The 18909-nt window shown below is 71.7% G+C and carries 16 protein-coding genes; 11 read left to right on the top strand and 5 right to left on the bottom strand.

Translation table 11 applies throughout. The features are described from left to right. Nucleotides 1-174: 174 nt before the first annotated feature. Nucleotides 175-1008, top strand: coding sequence for a helix-turn-helix transcriptional regulator (locus GA0070607_RS26335; RefSeq protein WP_089020593.1), 834 nt, complete (start codon nt 175-177; stop codon nt 1006-1008). Nucleotides 1009-1013: 5 nt separating this feature from the next. Here GA0070607_RS26335 and GA0070607_RS26330 read toward each other — a convergent pair whose 3' ends face one another. Further along, on the bottom strand, nt 1014-1835 hold the full coding sequence (locus GA0070607_RS26330; RefSeq protein WP_089020592.1) for an alpha/beta fold hydrolase: 822 nt from the start codon (nt 1833-1835) through the stop codon (nt 1014-1016). 589 nt (nt 1836-2424) lie between these two features. Between GA0070607_RS26330 and GA0070607_RS26325 the strand changes: the two genes are divergently transcribed. Both GA0070607_RS26325 and GA0070607_RS26320 read left to right on the top strand, forming a co-directional pair. Continuing rightward, a complete protein-coding gene (locus GA0070607_RS26325) occupies nt 2425-3690 on the top strand; it encodes an MFS transporter (protein WP_089020591.1) in 1266 nt (421 codons plus the stop codon). Between the two features lie 179 nt (nt 3691-3869). After that, the gene (locus GA0070607_RS26320; protein ID WP_089020590.1) at nt 3870-5483 is read left to right on the top strand and encodes a ricin-type beta-trefoil lectin domain protein; all 1614 of its coding nucleotides are present in this window, start codon (nt 3870-3872) and stop codon (nt 5481-5483) included. 52 nt (nt 5484-5535) lie between these two features. Here the strand turns inward: GA0070607_RS26320 and GA0070607_RS26315 are convergent, their stop codons facing one another. Both GA0070607_RS26315 and GA0070607_RS26310 read right to left on the bottom strand, forming a co-directional pair. Then, nucleotides 5536-8058, bottom strand: a complete 2523-nt coding sequence (locus GA0070607_RS26315) for an FtsX-like permease family protein (RefSeq protein ID WP_231930379.1) — start codon at nt 8056-8058, stop codon at nt 5536-5538. Between the two features lie 8 nt (nt 8059-8066). Continuing rightward, complete coding sequence (locus GA0070607_RS26310) at nt 8067-8825, bottom strand: ABC transporter ATP-binding protein (RefSeq protein WP_089020588.1); 759 nt, start codon at nt 8823-8825, stop codon at nt 8067-8069. A 145-nt stretch (nt 8826-8970) separates the two neighbouring features. Here GA0070607_RS26310 and GA0070607_RS26305 point away from each other — a divergent pair, with 145 nt between their 5' ends. Genes GA0070607_RS26305 through sthA form a run of 3 tightly spaced genes read left to right on the top strand, consistent with a single transcriptional unit; the run spans nt 8971 to nt 12242 of the window. Beyond that, entirely contained in the window at nt 8971-10170 is a 1200-nt protein-coding gene (locus tag GA0070607_RS26305; protein WP_089020587.1) for a sensor histidine kinase, read from the top strand. After that, on the top strand, nt 10167-10805 hold the full coding sequence (locus GA0070607_RS26300; protein WP_089022110.1) for a response regulator: 639 nt from the start codon (nt 10167-10169) through the stop codon (nt 10803-10805). The genes GA0070607_RS26305 and GA0070607_RS26300 overlap by 4 nt, the downstream gene beginning before the upstream one ends. Before the next feature lie 33 nt (nt 10806-10838). Beyond that, nucleotides 10839-12242 carry a Si-specific NAD(P)(+) transhydrogenase gene (sthA, locus tag GA0070607_RS26295; RefSeq protein WP_089020586.1) on the top strand — a complete coding sequence of 468 codons (1404 nt, stop codon included), beginning with the start codon at nt 10839-10841 and terminating at the stop codon, nt 12240-12242. A 51-nt stretch (nt 12243-12293) separates the two neighbouring features. Here sthA and GA0070607_RS26290 read toward each other — a convergent pair whose 3' ends face one another. Beyond that, a complete protein-coding gene (locus GA0070607_RS26290; protein ID WP_089020585.1) occupies nt 12294-12698 on the bottom strand; it encodes an MmcQ/YjbR family DNA-binding protein in 405 nt (134 codons plus the stop codon). Nucleotides 12699-12804: 106 nt separating this feature from the next. Here GA0070607_RS26290 and GA0070607_RS26285 point away from each other — a divergent pair, with 106 nt between their 5' ends. From GA0070607_RS26285 to GA0070607_RS26275, 3 genes are read left to right on the top strand one after another with little or no spacing between them, the layout of a single operon-like run. Next, a complete protein-coding gene (locus tag GA0070607_RS26285) occupies nt 12805-13182 on the top strand; it encodes a YciI family protein (RefSeq protein ID WP_089020584.1) in 378 nt (125 codons plus the stop codon). Nucleotides 13183-13187: 5 nt separating this feature from the next. Then, on the top strand, nt 13188-13370 hold the full coding sequence (locus GA0070607_RS26280; protein WP_157743270.1) for a YciI family protein: 183 nt from the start codon (nt 13188-13190) through the stop codon (nt 13368-13370). Beyond that, entirely contained in the window at nt 13367-14611 is a 1245-nt protein-coding gene (locus GA0070607_RS26275; RefSeq protein ID WP_089020582.1) for an RNA polymerase sigma factor, read from the top strand. Before GA0070607_RS26280 ends, GA0070607_RS26275 begins: the two co-directional genes overlap by 4 nt. Before the next feature lie 34 nt (nt 14612-14645). Here the strand turns inward: GA0070607_RS26275 and GA0070607_RS26270 are convergent, their stop codons facing one another. Then, complete coding sequence (locus GA0070607_RS26270; RefSeq protein WP_089020581.1) at nt 14646-15548, bottom strand: NADP-dependent oxidoreductase; 903 nt, start codon at nt 15546-15548, stop codon at nt 14646-14648. Nucleotides 15549-15654: 106 nt separating this feature from the next. Between GA0070607_RS26270 and GA0070607_RS26265 the strand changes: the two genes are divergently transcribed. Together GA0070607_RS26265 and GA0070607_RS26260 are read left to right on the top strand one after the other, a co-directional pair. Continuing rightward, the gene (locus tag GA0070607_RS26265; RefSeq protein ID WP_089020580.1) at nt 15655-16053 is read left to right on the top strand and encodes a winged helix-turn-helix transcriptional regulator; all 399 of its coding nucleotides are present in this window, start codon (nt 15655-15657) and stop codon (nt 16051-16053) included. Between the two features lie 103 nt (nt 16054-16156). Next, nucleotides 16157-18907, top strand: coding sequence for an AAA family ATPase (locus GA0070607_RS26260; protein WP_089020579.1), 2751 nt, complete (start codon nt 16157-16159; stop codon nt 18905-18907). Nucleotides 18908-18909 lie beyond the last annotated feature (2 nt).

The raw sequence follows: 18909 nt of genomic DNA, 5'->3' as shown, positions 1-18909 counted from the left end.
TTGTCCGGATAGCGGACGTCTGGTGTTGCGTGTGGTGAAGCAGAGCAAAGGGCCTGATGCACGTCCGCCGCCTCCCGCATCGCCGGACGCCGGAGCGGAACACCCCGCCCGGGTTCCCCTGTTGCAGTCACTGTGCCGGTCCGCCACCGGCACCCACCGGATCGAGGAGCCACCGTGGACCGCGCCCAACTCGCCAGCTTCCTGCGCACCCGACGCGAGGCGCTCCAGCCCGAGGACGTGGGGCTGCCCCGGGGCCGACGCCGCCGGACCGGCGGGCTGCGACGCGAGGAGGTCGCCGCGCTGAGCGGAATGTCCACCGACTACTACAGCCGGCTGGAGCAGCAGCGGGGGCCGCACCCCTCGGAGCAGATGCTCGCCGCCCTGGCCCGCGGCCTGCGACTCTCCCTGGCCGAGCGGGACCACCTGTTCCAGCTCGCCGGTCACGCCGTCCCGCACCGTACGGTCCGGGCCGACCACGTCAACCCGGGCATGATGCGGATCCTCGACCGGCTGCACGACACCCCCGCCCAGGTGGTGAACCACCTCGGCGAGACCCTCGCGCAGACCGCGCCGGCGATCGCGCTGCTCGGCGACGACACCCGGCACAGCGGGCTGGCGCGCAGCCTGCACCACCGCTGGTTCACCAACCCCCGGGCCCGGCAGCTGCACCCGGCGGAGGACCATCAGACGCAGAGCCGGCTCCTGGTGGCGCACCTGCACGCGGCGTACGCCCGCGACGGCCGGGGCTCGCGGGCTGCCACGATCGTCGACTCCCTGGTGACCGCGAGCCCGGAGTTCGCCCAGCTGTGGCGGGAGCACCCGGTGCAGAGCGCTTACTGCCCTCCGAAGCGCTTCGTCCACCCGGAGGTGGGGGCGTTGGAGCTGCACTGCCAGACGCTGGTGGATCCCGACCAGTCCCAGACGCTGCTGGTCTTCACCGCCGTGCCCGGGTCGGAGAGCGACGAGAAGCTGCGGCTGCTCACCGTCATCGGGGCCCAGCTCGTCTGACCCGGTCAGCTCCGCAGGAACGCGAGCAGATCCTTGTTGACCTGGTCCTGCATCGTCGCTGTCATGCCGTGCGGCGCGCCCGCGTAGTAGATCTCCTTGGCGTTCGCGACGAGCTTCGCGGTCTTGTGCGCCGAGTCCTTCACCGGCACGATCTGGTCGTCCTCGCCGTGCATCACCAGCGTCGGGATGTCGAACTTCGCCAGGTCGTCCCGGAAGTCCGTCTCGGAGAACGCCTTGATGCTCTCGTAGGCGTTCCACATGCCGGACTGCATGCTCCACAGCCAGAACTGGTCGAGGATCCCCTTCGACACCTTCGCACCCGGCCGGTTGGCGCCGTAGAACATCTGCGCCAGGTCCTGGTAGAACTGCGACCGGTCGGCGAAGAGCTGGGCCCGCAGGTCGTCGAAGGCGCTGATCGGCAGCCCCTCCGGGTTGTCCGCGCTCTGCACCATGATCGGCGGTACGGCGGACATGAGCACCGCCTTGGCGACCCGCTCCGTCCCGTGCCGGCCGATGTAGCGGGCGACCTCTCCCCCGCCGGTGGAATGACCGACCAGGGTGGCGTCCCGCAGGTCCAGTGCCTCGATGACGGCGGCCAGATCGTCGGCGTACCCGTTCATGTCGTTGCCGCTGCGGGACTGGCTCGACCGGCCGTGCCCACGACGGTCGTGTGCGACCACCCGGAACCCGTTCTGGACGAGGAAGAGCATCTGCCCGTCCCAGGCGTCGGCGCTCAACGGCCAGCCGTGGGAGAAGGTGACGACCGGCCCCTCGCCCCAGTCCTTGTAGTAGAGCTTGGTGCCGTCCTTGGCCTTGACGTAGCTCATGCCGATGCCTCCAGGTCGCGGGTCGGGAATCGGACGGACGGCCACGGCGGGCACCCCGTGCCGACGCCGTACCTGCGGACACCATCGAACAGGTCCGGAACGGTTCTTCCCCGATGCTAGGTGCGCCCGGCGGGCGGAACGGCCGCTTCGCCCGAACGCGATCCGTGCCAGCATTGTGTCCGCTGGGCGGACGATCAGCCGTTGGACGGCAGTGGGTGGATCGCGCGGCGGCCGACCGGGCCGAACCTCCCCAGGGTCGGCGCGACGGAAACGCGTGCGAAAGCCCTGCTCATCCGCAGTAGCGGTGGTGGCCACACGTTGCCGAGCAGCACCGCGCGGCAGGGCGGGGAAAGCCTGGGCCAAGCCGCTGTCCGCATGGCGGACAACCATGAAATCCGTGTCACGGGTGCGTCAACATCCGCCTCTTGACAGCCCAATGGAGAGGCTCCATCGTTACGCCAACGTTTCCACTGATCACCATACGGACAACCGTCCGGATCGACAGAACGAAGCATTCGACCGCCCCACCCCACCGGATCCTGACCGCGGGACGGCGCGCGCCGCCGTCAACTGAAGGGGAGACACGACCATGACCGAAACACTGAAGGAACCGACCGAGCCCCCGTCCACGGCAACGACCACGGGCCTGACCCGGGCGTCGATCGCGGTCGGATTCGCGGTGCTGTGCGCCTCATACATGCTCAACGCGATGGACCGGCAGATCTTCTACCCGCTGCTGCCCGAGATCCGCAGCGAGTTCGGCTTCTCCCTGGATCAGGGCGGGCTGCTGGCGACCGGCTTCACGCTCGGTCTCGCCCTGGCCGGCCTACCCGCCGGGTACCTGGTCGACCGGGTCTCCCGCAAGACCATCATCCTGATCAGTGTCCTGGTCTACTCGATCGGGACGCTGGCGATTCCGCTCGCCTCCGGCTTCGTCGACATGAGCGTGTACCGCCTGATCTCCGGCGTCGGCGAGGGCGTGCAGGCCACCGCGCTCTACGCCGTCATCGGCGCGTTCTTCTTCCACCGCAGGGCGGTGGCCGCCGGCGTGGTGGGTGTCGCGTTCGGCGCCGGCATCTTCCTCGGCCCCCTCGTCGGGACCAGGCTCGCCAACGTGTGGGACACCTGGCGGGCGCCGTTCTTCGTCTTCGCCGCGGCCGGCCTGGTGATGTGCCTGCTCATCGCCGTGATCGTCAACAAGCGACTGACCGAGGCCGTTACGGGCGCCAATGCCGGGCCGCAGGGCAGCTTCGACCACGTGCCCGCGAGCCCGTACAACCGCAACACCCTGGGCCTGGGCATCGCCTGCGCGGTGTCCGGGCTGGTGTTCTACGGCTTCCTCGGCCTGTACCCCACGTTCCTGCGCGAGCAGCTCGGGTTCACCCCGGAGCAGGCGGCACTGGCCGTGTCCATCTCGGGCTTCGGCGCGATGATGGCGCTGCCGGCCGGCTGGCTGGGTGACCGGGTCAATCAGCGCTACCTGCTCGCCTTCGCCTTCGTCGCCACGTCCGCCACCGCGTACGTCACCTACCAGGTCGCCACGTCGGCACCGGCCCAGTACGTGCTCGCCTTCCTGATGGGCGCCTTCGCCAGCGGCTTCCTCTTCACCAACTGCACGACAGCGATGCAACGAGCCGTCCGACCCGAACACGTCGGACGGGGCGCTGGCCTGTTCATGCTCTCCTACTACGTGGCCGCGGCGTTCTCCGGGCTGCTCTTCGCGCGGCTGGTGGCCGGTCTCGGCTGGGACGGCGCCGGACTGTGGCAGCTGACGGTCCTACCGGTCGTCGGCATCCTCGGGCTCGGCCTGGTCGACCCCTCGAAGATGGTGCTCCGCCGGCCGGTCCAGCCGTAGCGACGCGCACGTCACACCGTTGACAGCGGCTCCCACGGTCGACGTCGGACACCCGACGACGGCCGTGGGGGCAGCGGTCCCGAAGAGTCCCCCGTGCGGCGCAGACATTGATATCGATGCCCACGACTGTAATGATTAACAGACTTTACAGTTGTTTCCGCCGCCCGGAAGGACCAGACATGGCGCGACGATTGGACGGGTCCAACCCCCGCCGGCCCCGCACCCGGTTGGTCGCCGCGCTCGCCGCGGCCCTGCTCGCCGTACCGACAAGCTTGGCGGTCACCGCCACCGCCGCGTCCGCGGCCACGACGGGCCCGATCACCGGGTACGGCGGCAAGTGCGTCGACGTGGCCGCCGCGAACCCGGCCAACGCCACGCCGGTCCAGCTCTTCACCTGCAACGGCTCCGCCGCGCAACAGTGGACGGTGGCCGACGACGGCACGATCCGGGCCCTGGGCAAGTGCCTCGACGTCGCCGCCGCCGGCACCGCCAACGGCACCCGGGTGCAGATCTACGACTGCAACGGCACCGGGGCGCAGCGGTGGTCAGCCAACGCCGGGCAACTCGTCAACCCGGCCTCGGGCAAGTGCCTCGACGCGACCGGCCCCAGCTCGGCCGACGGCACCCCGTTGCAGATCTGGACCTGCACCGGCACCGCCAACCAGACCTGGGCGCTGCCAACCGGCGGCGGTACCACACCGCCACCCTCGGGTGGCTTCACCCACCCCGGCGTGCTGGTCAGCCGAGGTCAGCTCGACTTCATCCGTGGCCGGGTGCAGGCCGGCGCGCAGCCGTGGGCGGCGGCCCACAACCAGATGATGAGTAGCCGGTACGCGTCCCTGTCGCGTACCCCGGCGCCCCGTTCGGTGGTCGAGTGCGGCTCCTACTCCAATCCCAACAACGGCTGCACGGACGAGCGTGAGGACGCGATCGCCGCGTACACCGACGCGCTCGCCTGGTACGTCACCGGAGACGCCCGGTACGCACAGAAGTCGATCCAGATCATGGACGCCTGGTCGGCCACGATCACGGCACACACCGGCAGCAACGCTCCGCTGCAGACCGGCTGGGCGGCCTCGGTCTGGCCCCGCGCTGCCGAGATCATCAAGTACACGTACACGAGCTGGCCCAACGCCAACCGGTTCGCCACGATGCTGCGCAACGTCTACCTGCCGATGGTGCGCAACGGCTCCAGCAGCAACGGCAACTGGGAACTGACAATGATGGAGGCGACGGTCGGCATCGCGGTCTTCCTGGAGGACCGGGCCGCCTACGACGCGGCGGTCGCCCGCTTCCTCAACCGGACCCGGGCCTTCGTCTACCTGCCCAGCGACGGCGCGCTGCCGTACACGATGCCCGGCAGCGGCCTGGACACCAGTGCGGAGATCATCGGTTACTGGCACGGCCAGTCCACCTTCGTCGCCGGCCTCGCCCAGGAGACCTGCCGCGACTTCGTCCACACCGGATACGGAATCTCCGCCATCTCACATGTCGCGGAGACCTCCCGCATCCAGGGACGGGACCTGTATCCCCAGGTCGGTGAACGGCTGCGGCAGGCGCTCGGTTTCCATTCGCGCTACCAGCTCGGCGAGGCGCCGCCCTCCTGGCTCTGCGGCGGCAGCCTCACCCGGGGCCTCGGCCCGATCACCGAGGTGGGTTTCAACGCGATGAGCAACCGGCTGGGCAACGTCATGACCAACACGCAGACCCTCACGCTGCAACAGCGTCCCGCCGGCAGCAACAACCTCTTCGTCGCCTGGGAGACGCTGACCCACGCGAACAACCCCAACTGACCGTGCCGCCGCGGGCCGGCGCCGAGTGCCCGGCGCCGGCCCGCGACGGTGCTCAGCCGTCCGCCCCCAGTGCCACCACCGGGCTGACCCGCGACGCCCGCCGGGCCGGCAGTACCCCGGCCAGCGCGGTCAGCACGACCAGCGCCACGAAGAGCCCGACCAGCGGCAGCACCGGCACGGTCAGCGGTGCGTTGATCCCGAGGGTCTGGACCGCCAACCAGGCGTACGGGACGCCGAGCAGCAGACCGATTGTCGCACCGATCACCCCGTAGAGGCCGGACTCGACGGTCAGCATCGTGCGCAGGCCGGTCCGGGACAGGCCGATCGCCCGCAGCAACCCGGACTCGCGTACCCGCTCCACCACCGAGAGCGCGGTCGTGGAGCCGACGCCGACAACCGCGATCAGCACGGTCAGGCCGACCAGGCCGACCGCGATCCAGACCAGGGTGCGCACCACCGCGTCGTTGCGGTCCCGTTCGTCGGCGAGCACCGCGAGGCCAACCCCCTCGCTGCCCCCGATCGCCTGCCGCAGCGCCCGCACGCCGGCGGTCCGGCCGTCCTCGCCGGAGCCGGCCGCGTCGGCCAGCAGACCGGTGTACGCCGTCGGCACGCCGAGCCGGTCCAGGTCGGCCCGGTCGGTGAGGATGCCCGCGTGCAGCGGGCCGTCACCGGGCAGGACCGCGGCCACCCGTACGTCGACCCTGCGCGCGGCGATGGCGAGTGTGACTGTGTCGCCGGACCGCAGACCGGTGTCCCGGGCCACCCAGCTGTTCAGCACGATCCGGCCGGGGCCCCGGTCGGCCAGCGTGCCGTCCGCCACGTCCAGATCGCCGGTGCTCGGCAACACCGCCAGGTCCAGGTCGTTCGTCGGGTAACCGGACTCGACGTCGCCGAGCTTGTCGGCGCCGCGCATCAGCGTGACGTCGTCGACCCGCCGGTACGGCACCACCCGGGACAGCGCGCCGCGCGCCGCCTCGGCCCGGGTGACGACAGCGGCCGGCAGCGTGCCACCGTTGCTGGTGACCTCGAAGTCGGTCGGCGCCGAGAGCGCCATCTCGCGGTCGGCGAGCACCTGCAGCGACGCGCCGCCGATGACCACACCGGAGATCAGGGTCACGCCGAGCGCGACCACGACGGAGACCGCTCCCGCCCGGCGCGGCGCCCCGCCGATCCCGCCGACCGACATCCGCCCGAGCGCCCCGAGCTGGCGTAGCGGCCAACCCACCACGGCCAGCACCGGACGCACCAGCAGCGGCCCGAGGGCAACCAGCGCGAAGAACGCCAGTGCGCCGGACCCGACCAGCAGGAGCAGCGGCCCGGTCGGGTCGTACGACTGCTGCTCGGGCTCCGGCAGCTGGCTGATCGTCGCGACAGCGGCCAGGACCGCGCCGGCGACCAGGAGCAGCCCGAACACCAGGCGCGGTACGCCGACGCCGCGTCGACCGGCGGTGGTGCTCGCCGTGCGCAGTGCCTCCAGCGGGGAGACCCGGGCGGCCGAGAGTGCCGGCGCCAGAACGGCCAGCACGGTGATCACGACGGCACCGATCACCACCGCGACCGCGGCCGCCAGTGGCAGGCCCGGCGAGGAGACCGCGTGGCCGGTGGAGCGCAGGGTCGCCGGCAGCGCGTACCCGAGGGCGAGGGCGCTGGCGACCCCGGCGACGCCGGCGACGAACCCGGTCAGGGCTCCCTCAGCGGTCAACGCCCCGACCAGGGTGCCCCGATTCGCGCCGACCGCGCGCAGCAGCGCCAGCTGCCGCATCCGCTGGGCGAAGACGATGCGGAAGGTCGAGGTGACCACCAGCGCTGCCGCGACGACCGCGATCGCGACGAACATGCCGACCAGGATGAAGAGCCTTCCGACCTCCTCGGCGGCCGCGTTGGCCTCCGCCTCGCGCACCTCCGCGCCGGAGCGGACCGGCTGGCCCGCCGCGACCGCCGCGGTCACCCGTTGACGGACAGCCTCCAGCGGCTCGCCGGGTGCCGCCCGCACATCGACGCGCTCCACGGCCGTCAGGTGCGCCCAGGACATCACGAGACTGTCCGGGGCGTACGCGTCGGTGCCGGCGTCGGCGGCGGTTTCGACCACGCCGGTCACGGTGAGCCCGGTGGGCGTGGTGAGTTCACCAGCCGTGCCGTTGGTCGTGGTGCCCACCTGGAGCCCGAGCCGCTCGGCGGTACGCGGGGTGATCGCGATCTCGCCGGGGCCGTCGGGGTAGCTGCCCTCGACCACCCGAACCGTGGCCAGCGGGCCGGTGCCGGGGTCGGCCTGGAGGTTGAGGTATCCCTCACCGAGCGAGACCCCGATCGCCACCCGGCCCACCGCCTCGGACACACCGGGCACGGCGCGAACATGCCGCAGATCCGTCACGGTGGGTGGCGGCTGCTCGGGGTCGCCGATCACCAGGTCGGTGGCGGCCGGGGTGCCGCTGAGGTTGTCCCGCACGGTCCGTTCGGTGATCTGCTGCACCAGCACTGTGCCGAAGACGACGAACGACGCAACCAGGATCGCCAGGCCCGTCAGGACCAGCCGGCCGGGGCGCCGGGCCGCGGCGCTCGTCTGGGTACGCAGCACCGTCGCCCTCATGCGCCGGCCGCCAGGTCACGCAGCGCGTCGGTGACCGACATCTGGTCCGGCTTGTCGATCTCGCCGGCGACCCGGCCGTCGGCGAGCAGCACCACCCGGTCGGCGTACGCGGCGGCGATCGGGTCGTGAGTGACCATGACGACGGTCTGGCCGAGGTCGCGTACCGAGTCGCGCAGGATGGTGAGCACCTCTGCCCCGGAGCGGGAGTCGAGGTTGCCGGTCGGCTCGTCGGCGAAGACCACCTCGGGGCGTGCCACCAGCGCCCGGGCCAGGGCGACCCGCTGCTGCTGGCCGCCGGAGAGCTCGCTGGGGCGGTGACGGAGCCGCTGGCCGAGCCCCAGCACGCCGACCAGGTGTGCGAAGAGTTCAGCGTCGGGCTGCCGGCCGGCGAGATCCAGCGGCAGGGTGATGTTCTGCGCGGCGGTGAGCTGCGGCAGCAGGTTGAAGGACTGGAAGACGAACCCGATCCGTTCGCGGCGCACCCGGGTCAGCGTGCGGTCCGACTGGCCCGTCAGCTCCGTGCCGCCGAGCAGCACCCGACCGGAGGTGGCCGTGTCGAGGCCGGCCAGGCAGTGCATCAGTGTCGACTTGCCGGACCCGGACGAGCCCATGATCGCGGTGAACTCGGCCCGGCCGAAGCCGACCGAGACCCCGTCCAGGGCACGGACCGCAGTGTCCCCGCTGCCGTACACCTTCACCAGGTCGACCGCGGCGACCGCGGCGTGGCTGGTCTCCGGCGGGGCATGCGTCGTCATTGTTCCTCCAGTGGCTGCGATGTGACCTGGGAAGCCTCGCCGCCACTAGACGGTGGGCGCATCGGCCCGGGGCCAGGTATCGCCGGCGACGGGTCTGTCTTTCGGCTGATCTGCCACCCCGCCGGGCTGGCTACGCTGGGTCACCATGAGCACGCCGGACCTGCGACGTTTGTCGGTACGCCTGGCCCAGGCCGCCGGTCTGTTGGCCATCGGCCTGCTCACCCTCTTCGACCTGCGGTTCAGCGCGTCCGGGAGCATGAGCCCGGCCGCTCTCCTGCTCCTGCTGGTGCGGCTGGGGCTGGCGGCGGCGACGGTGCCGCTCTGGCTGCCGGTGCACCGTCCGGGTTCGCGCCGGCTGCCCCTGGCCGCGCTGGCGCTCGCCACCGCCTCACTTGCCGTGACCGCGGCGATCCGGTTCGTCGCCGACAACAGCTACCTGCTCGGCGGCAGCTGGGGGCTCGCCGAGTCGGCCGGGCTGCTCGGGGTGGTCTTCGTGGTGACCCGCTGGGGCGCGCCCCGGCTCGCCCCGTGGGCGGCGGTGGCCGCCGGGCTCGCCGTCGCCGCGGTGCCGCTGCGCAGCGGCACCGGGAGCCTGCTCGTGATCTTCGGTCTGCTCCAGGTGCTCGCCGCGGCCGGCGCCGCCGGGGTGGGGCTCTACCTGCGGATCATCGCCGCCGGTCGGGAGCGGGCAATCGCACTGGTTCGGGCCGAGCAGCGCGCCGAGTTCGCCCGTGACCTGCACGACTTCATCGCCCACCACGTGACCGGCATCGTGGTGCAGGCGCAGGGTGCCCGGTTCGTCGCCGAGCAGGACCCGCAGCGCGTGATAGTCGCCCTGGAGCAGATCGAGCGGGCCGGCGCGGAGACGATGGCCTCGATGCGGCGGATGGTGGGGATCCTGCGCAACCCGGACGCCCCGCCGGACGCGCCGTTGGCCCCGCTGGCCGGTGTGACCGACCTGGCGCCGCTGCTGACGGGGTTCAACGGCACGGCGAGCGCACCGGCACGGCTACAGGTCGACGGCGACCTGGACGGGCTGCCGGTGGAGGTTTCGACCTCGGCGTACCGGGTGGTGATGGAGGGGCTGACCAACACCCGTCAGCACGCGCCGGACGCCCGGTCGGTGGACGTGGCGGTGCGACGTACTCCGGACTGGTTGCTGGTCCGGGTGGCCGATGACGGCGCGTCTGGGCGCACCGCGCCGACCCGGGGTCACGGCTTCGGACTGATCGGCCTCACCGAGCGGGTACGCGCCCTCGGCGGCACGATCACCGCCGGACCCGGCGTGGCCGGCGGCTGGGTGCTGGATGCGGCGTTCCCGCTGTGCACGGCGGCGAGCCGATGATCCGGGTGCTGATCGCCGACGACCAGGCGATGGTCCGCACCGGCTTCGGCATGATCATCGGGGCGCAACCGGACATGGAGGTGATCGGCGAGGCCGCCGACGGGGTCGTCGCCGTCGAGCTGGCCCGGCGACTCCGCCCGGACGTGGTGCTGCTGGACATCCGGATGCCCCGCCTCGACGGCCTGGAAGCGCTGCGGCTGCTCGCCGGGCCGGGCGTCGCCGACCCGGTCCGGGTGGTCGTGGTGACGACCTTTGACCTCGACGAGTACGTGCACACCGCGCTCTCCAACGGCGCCTGCGGTTTCCTGCTCAAGGACTCCGGCCCGGCGCTGCTGGTGGAGGCGGTCCGCGCGGCCGTCTCGGGTGACGCGCTGATCAGCCCGTCCATCACGGTACGACTGCTGGAGCACCTCAGCTCACCCGCTCCGGCGCATGACGACGCCGGGCTCTCACCACGGGAACTCGACGTCGTGAAGCTCGTCGCCCGGGGCCTGACCAACGCCGAGATCGCCGCGCAGCTCTTCATCGCCGTCGGCACGGTCAAGACCCACCTGGCCAGCGTGCAGATGAAGCTCAGGGCCCGCAACCGGGTCGAGATCGCCGCCTGGGCCTGGGAACGCCGCCTCGTGGGCTAGCGCGGGTGCCCACATCTTGCGACGCTAACGGTTGTGTATGACTACGACCTGGTGGTGCTGGGCTCCGGGCCCAGCGGGCAGAAGGCCGCGATCGCCGCCGCCAAGCTGGGCAGGCGGGTCGGCATCGTGGACCGCCGCGACATGATCGGTGGGGTGTGCATCAACACCGGCACCGTTCCCTCCAAGACGCTGCGCGAGGCCGTGCTCTATCTGACCGGGCTGAGCCAGCGGGACCTCTACGGCAGCAGCTACCGGGTCAAGGAGGAGATCACGGTCAGCGACCTGGCCGCCCGGACCCAGCACGTGATCACCCGGCAGACCGACGTCATCCGCAACCAGTTGGCCCGCAACCGGGTCGCGATGATCACCGGCACGGGCAGGTTCGCGGACGCGCACACCATCTGGGTCGACGGCGGCTCCGGGCGCGAGTCCAGGGTGACCTTCGACAAAATCATCATCGCCGCGGGCACCCGCCCGGCCCGCCCGGACAGCGTCGACTTCGACGACCGGACCATCGTGGACTCCGACGGGGTCATCAACCTCCAGGCCGTACCCCGCAGCATGGTCGTGGTCGGCGCCGGTGTGATCGGCATGGAGTACGCGTCCATGTTCGCCGCCCTCGGCACGAAGGTGACAGTGGTGGAACGCCGGGACCGGATGCTGGAGTTCTGCGACGAGGAGATCGTCGAGTCGCTCAAGTACCACCTGCGCGACCTGTCCGTGGCGTTCCGCTTCGGCGAGGAGGTCGCGGCCGTCGAGAAACACCAGACGGCGGCGCTGTGCATCCTGAAGAGCGGCAAGAAGATCGTCGCGGACACGGTCATGTATTCCGCTGGCCGGCAGGGCCAGACCGACGACCTGGCTCTGGAGGCAGCCGGGCTGGAGGCGGACCGGCGCGGCCGGATCAAGGTGGACGCCAACTACCGCACCTCGGTGGAGAACATCTACGCGGTCGGTGACGTGATCGGCTTCCCGGCGCTCGCGTCCACGTCGATGGAGCAGGGCCGGCTGGCCGCGCAGCACGCCTGTGGCGAGCCGATCCGGGAGATGCACGGCCTCCAGCCGATCGGCATCTACACGATCCCGGAGATCAGCTTCGTCGGGCAGACCGAGGCGCAGCTGACCGACACGTCCACGCCGTTCGAGGTGGGCATCGCGCGCTACCGTGAGCTGGCCCGCGGCCAGATCGTCGGTGACTCGTACGGGATGCTGAAGCTGCTCGTCTCCCCCGACGACGGCCGGCTGCTCGGCGTGCACGTGTTCGGGACCGCCGCCACCGAGATCGTCCACATCGGGCAGGCGGTGATCGGCTGCGGTGGCACGATCGACTACCTGGTCGACGCGGTGTTCAACTACCCGACGCTGGCCGAGGCGTACAAGGTGGCCGCCCTGGACGCGTCCAACAAGATCCGCAACATCACCCGCATCGACGGCTGAGCTCCGCATCTCACCCGGATACCGTCGCCGAACAGGTCAGAATCTGAATGCTCATGGTCGGGACTGCCGAGAGTCGAGCACGGCAACCCTGCGTGGCCCGGCCGTACGTCGATAGCTGGCGTCGAGTAGCTCGTCGACCTCGTTCCAGTCGGTGTCTCCGGTCAGGTCCACCCCGATCCACCCGTAGGGGCCCAGGTAGGCCGGCACGAAGCAGCGGTCTTCGTCCAACAGCGCCGCTCGCTCGTCGGGACCAAGCAGCACGAGCACCGAGTGTGCATGCTGCTGGTGGACGCCGTCGACTTTCACCGATCCCCCGTAGTAGGCGAAGACCTTGGTGGTGAAGAAGGCGGGACGGCCGTGGGAGATCTTTTCGGCCGCGTCGGGAAAGGCCAGGGCGAGCGCCCGCAGCCGGCTCAGGAGCGGATCGGCCTCGTCGAACATCGTCGGGTGCGGCATATCGGAAGGTAAACACCGCCGGGCTGCCTTGAAAAGGAGTTTGCGGGATGGTGTCGTATCAAGGCGCAGCCGTTCGTGGACCTGGTGTGACCTGAGAGGAGACACCATGACGGAATACCTGATCACCTTCAACGACGAGTGGGTGCCCGACCACACGGCGGAGGAGCTGCGCGAGAAGAGCACGGCCGCGCGGGCCCTGACCGAGGAGATGCAAGCCGACGGTGTCCTGATCTTCACCAACGGCGGGCTCGACCGGTCCACAGTGGTGTGCGGTGTGGAACCGGTTGACGGCAGGCCCGTCTTCACCGACGGCCCGTACGTCGAGACCAAGGAGCACCTCGGCGGCTTCGTTGTCGTGGACGTGCCCGACGACGCGGCGGCGAGATACTGGGCCGGCAGGCTCGCGACCGTGCTCGACTGGCCGCAGGAGGTGCACCGGTTTCGAGGTCCCGGGCAGGCCCGGCGGGTCTCTGGGCAAGAGTGAACGCGGTGCCCAGGTATCTGCTGTCCGTCCACGGAGAGGAGTACCTCGACCGCTTCCGGGTCATCGGGGCGGCCGACCTTGACGTGGCCCTCGCGCTTGCCGCCGAGGGTTCCAGAGCGTGCCGCGGCACGCTCGAGGTGCGTCCCTTCCGAACCGACGAAACGGTCCGGGCGCTGCCGGAGCCGTGACCGTTCCTACCATCGAGCAGGCGATCACCCGGGTCCACCGCGAGGAGTGGGCGCGGGTGGTCGCCGGCCTCACGCGCCGTTTCGGCGACCTCGACGTCGCCGAGGAAGCCACCGCCGAGGCGTTCGTGGCGGCTGCCGAGCGTTGGCCGCGTGAGGGCGTACCGCCCAGTCCCGGCGGTTGGCTCGCCACCACCGCGACCCGCAAGGCGATCGATCGGCTCCGTCGCGAGTCACAGCGCGACGCCAAGCATCAGGCGGCCTGGATCATGTACGACGACGCCCCTGCGGAGCCGACCGGCCCGGTCGAGGATGACCGACTCAGGCTGGTCTTCACCTGCTGCCACCCCGCTCTCGCGCTGGAGGCCCGGGTGGCGCTCACCCTGCGCCTGCTCGGCGGCCTCACCGTCCCCGAGATCGCCCGCGCCTTTCTGGTGCAGGAGACCACGATGGCGCGACGGATCACCCGCGCCAAGGCGAAGATCAAGGCGGCCCACATTCCGTACCGGGTGCCCTGGGGCGACGACATCCGCGAGCGGCTCACCGGCGTGCTCGCGGTCGTCTACCTCGTCTTCAACGAGGGTTATCTCGCCAGCGAGGGGCGTGAGCCGGTGCGCGTCGACCTCACCGACGAGGCGATCCGCCTTGGCCGCCTGCTCCGAACTCTCCTCCCGGACGACGGCGAGGTAGCCGGCCTGCTCGCCCTGATGCTCCTCACCGACGCCCGGCGGTCGGCGCGCGTGTCCCGCACCGGCGAGCTGGTGACCCTCGACGAGCAGGATCGCGGCGCATGGGACAGCACCCTCATCGCCGAGGGCAACGCCTTGCTTCGCGAGCGAATCAAGGCGGTGGCGGCCGGCGGTGACCCACCCGGGCGCTACCAGCTGCAGGCCGCGATCAACTCGGTCCACACGGATGCCCCATCCGCCCGAGACACCGACTGGTCCACGATCGTCGCCCTCTACGGCCGCATGTTGCAGCTCGATCCCTCACCGATCGTGCGGCTCAACCGGGCGGTCGCGGTAGCCGAGGTCGACGGCCCCGGGGTCGGACTCGCCGAGATCGACCGGCTCGCCCAGGTCCTCGACGGCTACCACGCCTTTCACGCCGCGCGCGCCGATCTGCTGCGGCGACTCGGGCGCGGCGGCGAGTCGCGGGCGGCGTACGACCGGGCCATCGGACTCGCCGGCAACCCCGCGGAGCGGGCCTACCTCACCCGCCGCCGCGACCAGCTCGCCGGCTGACGGTTGATCGTGACGGCGGAGGTTTGGCTGGGCTTCATGGAACGATCACCACGCCGCCGCGGACGCCACCTTTGGCCAGCCGGTCGTGAGCGGCCGCGGCGTCGGCGAAGGGGTACACGTCGGCGACCCGGAGCGGGATGTCGCCGCTGGTAACGAGTTTGACCAGTTCACCCAGCCGCGATCCGTCCGGTAGCACCTCCAGCGCGAGGGTCCGGATTTCCCGTACCGGTTCCGGGCGAAGCGGAGGCGACGCGGCCACGTAGCCGCCGCCGTCGCGGATGAGGTCCAGCAGCGAGGGGCCGATCACCGCCAGGTCGATGACCGCATCGAAGGTCCCCGTCGGGTCGTCGGCGCGCGACAGGAATGCCGCGCCCAGCGACTCCACGAACGCACGGTCGTCGGTTCCGGCGAGTCCCGTGGCGTGCAGGCCGGTAGCGCGGGCCAGCGCCAGGACGAACCCGCCGACCTGCCCGGCGGCGCCGGTGACGAGCACTGTCGAACCCGCCGGGAGTGCGAGCAGGTCGAGGGCCTGGGCGGCGGCGAGGCCGTTGGTCGGCAGGGTCGCCGCCTCGGTGGCGGGGACGCCGTCGGGTGCGGGGGTCAGCCCGGCTGCGTCGAGCACCACGTACTCCGCGTGGGTACCGACAGTGGTCTGCAGCCATGGCGAGAAGCCGATGACCTTGTCGCCGACCGTGAACTGCTCGACTGCCGGGTCGACCGCGTCGAGGGTGCCGGCCACATCCCAGCCGGGCGTGTACGGCAGACCGCTCGGCAGCGGGGCCGGGAACCGACCGGAGCGGATCATCAGGTCGACCGGGTGGACGACGGACGCGGCGACCCTCACCCGTACCTGCCCCGGCCCCGGCTCGGGCACCGGCACGTCGGCCACGTGCAGGACCTCCGGCCCGCCGAACTGTGCATAGCTGACTGCGCGCATCGCTGTCTCCTTGGTGGTTTCTCGTGATCACCAAGACCGTACGAATCAAAGGGCACTGTCAGTAAGTAGGTACCCTGAAGTGCCTAGGGCACCGATGGAGGGCACGATGGCGACGACGACCGCGGCACAACGCCGTGAACAGGCCAGACGCGACTACGACGCGTTCCTGGAACGGTGCCCGACCCGCGAGCTGTTGAGCAGGCTTACCGACAAGTGGGTCGCACTGGTGATCCCAGCCCTCGCCGACGGCCCGCGGCGGCACAGCGAACTCGCTGCCCGCATCGCCGGCGTCAGCCAGAAGATGCTCACCCAGACCCTGCGCACACTGGAGCGCGACGGCCTGGTCACCCGCACGGTCACCGCCTCGGTACCGGTCCGCGTCGACTACGAACTCACTCCGCTGGGCCATGAACTGTTTCCGGTCATGGTCGCGATCAAGAACTGGGCGGAGACACACATGGACCGGGTCTTCGAGGCCCGCGCCCAATTCGACGCGCGTCCCTGAACCTCCCTGAGAGACGCGGTCAACGCGCGCGCCGCGCCAGAGGCGACGTGCTCACCCGTTGGCGGGATGTCCCGTCCACCTGATCGGATGCCAGAATTCCCCCATGCGACGCGCCATCGTCGGACGGGACGAGGTGTTCGACCAGGCCTGGCGCCTCCTGAGCCAGCCTGGGCCGGTGCTGTTGGAAGGGCCCGCCGGCATCGGCAAGACCGAGCTGTGGCGGGCGCTGGTCGCGCACGCGACGCGGGCCGGTTGGCTGGTGTTGAGCTGCGCGCCGACCGAGGCCGAATCCGAGCTCCCGTACGCGGCTCTGGCCGACCTGCTCCACCCGCTCGCCGACCGGGTCACCGAGCTGCCCCGGCCGCAGCGGATCGCCGCCGAGGTGGTGCTCCTCTCCGGCGACGCCCACGAGGCCGTGGACGTACGGGTGGTCGGGGCGGCCACCCGGTCGTTGCTGGAAGCCGCGACGGCGGCGAACAGCCATCCGACTGTGCTTCTCGCGGTCGACGACGCGCCGTGGCTGGACCGACCCAGTGAACGCGCGTTGCGGTACGCGCTGCGCCGGGTGGCCGGCCTGGCGACCCTGCTGAGTCGCCGACGTGGCCAGGGCCCAGCCGACGACGTACCGCTCGGTCTCGGTGCGGGCCACGTCGGCGGCCCGGTCCGACGGGTCGAGGTGCCTCCGCTGGACGTCGGCGCGCTGCACCATGTCCTCCGCGGGCAACTCGGCGTCACCCTCAGCCGGCCGATGCTCGTCCGGGTGGCCCGGGAGGCCGCGGGCAATCCGCTGCTGGCCATCGAGGTGGTCCGCGCCGTGCAACGCCTTCCGCGCCAACCCTCGCCCGGCGACGACCTGCCGGTGGCCGCGTCCATGCACCACCTGCTCGCGGACGTCCTCGCCGGGCTGCCTCCGGCGAGTCGCACCGCGGTGCGACTCGCCGCGCTGCTGACCGTGCCCACCCTGGCCGACCTCGCCGGGGCGGGGGTGTCCACCGCGGCGCTGGACGCGCCCGAGGAGGCCGGGCTGATCGTGGTGACGCCGAACGGCGTGCGGTTCACCCACCCGGTGTACGCGGCGGCCGTCCGGGCCGGTATCCCGCCGGGGGTCCGCCGACGCCTGCACCGCCAGCTCGCCGACCTGCTCGCCGATCCGGATGAGCGGGCCCGGCACCTCGCGCTCTGCGCGACGGACCCGGACCCGGTGGTCGCGGACACCCTCGCCGCCGCAGCCGAACGCTGGCACAGCCGGGGCGCACCTGATCTCGCCGCCGACCTGCACGACCGCGCGGGCCAGCTCACCCCGGCTGACGACCGGGTACGCCTGGGCCGGCGGCGACTTGCCGCGGCCCGCTGCCGGTTCGACAGCGGCGACTTCCCGGCGGCCCGGGAGGCGGCCGAGGCGGTCGCGGCGGAGTTCACCGGCGAGGTACGGGCGGAGTCCCTGCTGCTGCGGGCCATCGTCGCCTGGTCCGGCGGTGAGGCCAGCCGGGTCGCGGTGGACAACGGCACCCGGGCGTTGGCGGCGGCCCCACCCGGCTCGGCCCTGGCCGGCCGCATCCATGCCCACCTCGCCGTCTTTCAGGACCACACCGAGTCCGCCCGGAGACACGCCGAGGCGGCCGCCGCACTCCTGGACGGACGCGACGACGACCACGACCTGCTCGCCGCCGCCCTGGTCCTGCTCTTCTTCCAGGAGGTACGGCTGGGGCAACCGCCGCGCACCGATCTGCTGGACCGGGCCCTCGCCCTGGAGGGCGACGAACCGGCGTGGCTGGCGAGCACGGTGCCCGCGATCTGGTGGAAGTCGATCGACGACGCGGAGCGGGCCCGACTGCGGCTGCACCGGATGTTGGGCCGCGCCGAGGCGAGGGGCGACGAGCCGCTGCAACACGAGCTGCTCTCCCACCTCGGCGAGGCCGAGTTGCTGGCCGGGCGGTGGGACGATGCCGAACGGCACATCAGCGCGGCCCGGGAGCTGGGTGACCAGCTCGGCACGGGCCTGGTCGGTGAGACCTGGCTGGCCGCGCTGCTCGACGCGCACCGGGGCCGGCTGGCCGACGCGACCCGGGTGGCCGAGTCCGGCCTGCGGCTCGCCGACGAACTGGACGACGACTGGTGCCGACGGATCCACCAGCAGTTGGCGGGTTTCGTGGCGCTCTCCGCGGGCCGGACGGCGGAGGCGGCCGCCGCGTACACCGAACTGGCCGCGACGATCGACGCGAACGGGCTGGTGGAGCCGCTGGCCATGCGGTTCGAGCCGGACTGGATCGAGGCGTGCGTCGGGGCGGGCGACCTCGACCTGGCGGCGAACGTGCTGGCCCGGCTGACCGCCCGGCACCGCCGGTTGCCGCGTCCCTGGACGATGTTGGGCGCCGCCCGGGCCCGCGCGCTGCTGGACAGCGCCACCGGTGCCGACGCCGGTGCGGCGCTCGACGCGCTGACGGCGGCGCGGGACGCCGTACCGCCGGATGTGTTGCCGTTGGACCGCGCCCGCTGTCTGTTCGTGGCCGGGATCGTGCACCGCCGGGCCCGGCGCAAGCTGCCGGCCCGGCAGGCGTTGGAGGCGGCGGTCGCGGAGTTCACCGAGATCGGCGCGGCCGCGTTCGCGGATCGCGCCCGCGCCGAGTTGGCCCGCGTCGGTGGACGCCCGCCGACGCCCCGGCACCTCACCGCCACCGAGGAACGGGTGGCCCAGCTCGCCGCGCGCGGGCGGACCAACCGGGCCATCGCCGACGAGCTGTTCGTCAGCCCGAAGACCGTCGAGGCGAACCTCGCTCGGATCTACCGCAAGCTCGGCATCTCGACCCGGGCGGAGCTGGGTGCCGCGATGACCAGGGCCGACGCGCAAGCATAGGG

Origin of the sequence: Micromonospora coriariae, from assembly GCF_900091455.1 — a bacterium.
GTDB lineage: Bacteria > Actinomycetota > Actinomycetes > Mycobacteriales > Micromonosporaceae > Micromonospora > Micromonospora coriariae.
Note: the sequence above shows the minus strand (reverse complement) of the source record. Positions and strands in the feature narration are given on the sequence as shown.

Excerpts from the sequence above, each read along its gene's own strand:
- GA0070607_RS26330 (WP_089020592.1), bottom strand. The coding sequence starts at position 1,835 with ATGAGCTACGTCAAGGCCAAGGACGGCACCAAGCTCTACTACAAGGAC.
- GA0070607_RS26325 (WP_089020591.1), top strand. The coding sequence starts at position 2,425 with ATGACCGAAACACTGAAGGAACCGACCGAGCCCCCGTCCACGGCAACG.
- GA0070607_RS26320 (WP_089020590.1), top strand. The coding sequence starts at position 3,870 with ATGGCGCGACGATTGGACGGGTCCAACCCCCGCCGGCCCCGCACCCGG.
- GA0070607_RS26310 (WP_089020588.1), bottom strand. The coding sequence starts at position 8,825 with ATGACGACGCATGCCCCGCCGGAGACCAGCCACGCCGCGGTCGCCGCG.
- GA0070607_RS26305 (WP_089020587.1), top strand. The coding sequence starts at position 8,971 with ATGAGCACGCCGGACCTGCGACGTTTGTCGGTACGCCTGGCCCAGGCC.
- GA0070607_RS26300 (WP_089022110.1), top strand. The coding sequence starts at position 10,167 with ATGATCCGGGTGCTGATCGCCGACGACCAGGCGATGGTCCGCACCGGC.
- GA0070607_RS26290 (WP_089020585.1), bottom strand. The coding sequence starts at position 12,698 with ATGCCGCACCCGACGATGTTCGACGAGGCCGATCCGCTCCTGAGCCGG.
- GA0070607_RS26285 (WP_089020584.1), top strand. The coding sequence starts at position 12,805 with ATGACGGAATACCTGATCACCTTCAACGACGAGTGGGTGCCCGACCAC.
- GA0070607_RS26270 (WP_089020581.1), bottom strand. The coding sequence starts at position 15,548 with ATGCGCGCAGTCAGCTATGCACAGTTCGGCGGGCCGGAGGTCCTGCAC.
- GA0070607_RS26265 (WP_089020580.1), top strand. The coding sequence starts at position 15,655 with ATGGCGACGACGACCGCGGCACAACGCCGTGAACAGGCCAGACGCGAC.
- GA0070607_RS26260 (WP_089020579.1), top strand. The coding sequence starts at position 16,157 with ATGCGACGCGCCATCGTCGGACGGGACGAGGTGTTCGACCAGGCCTGG.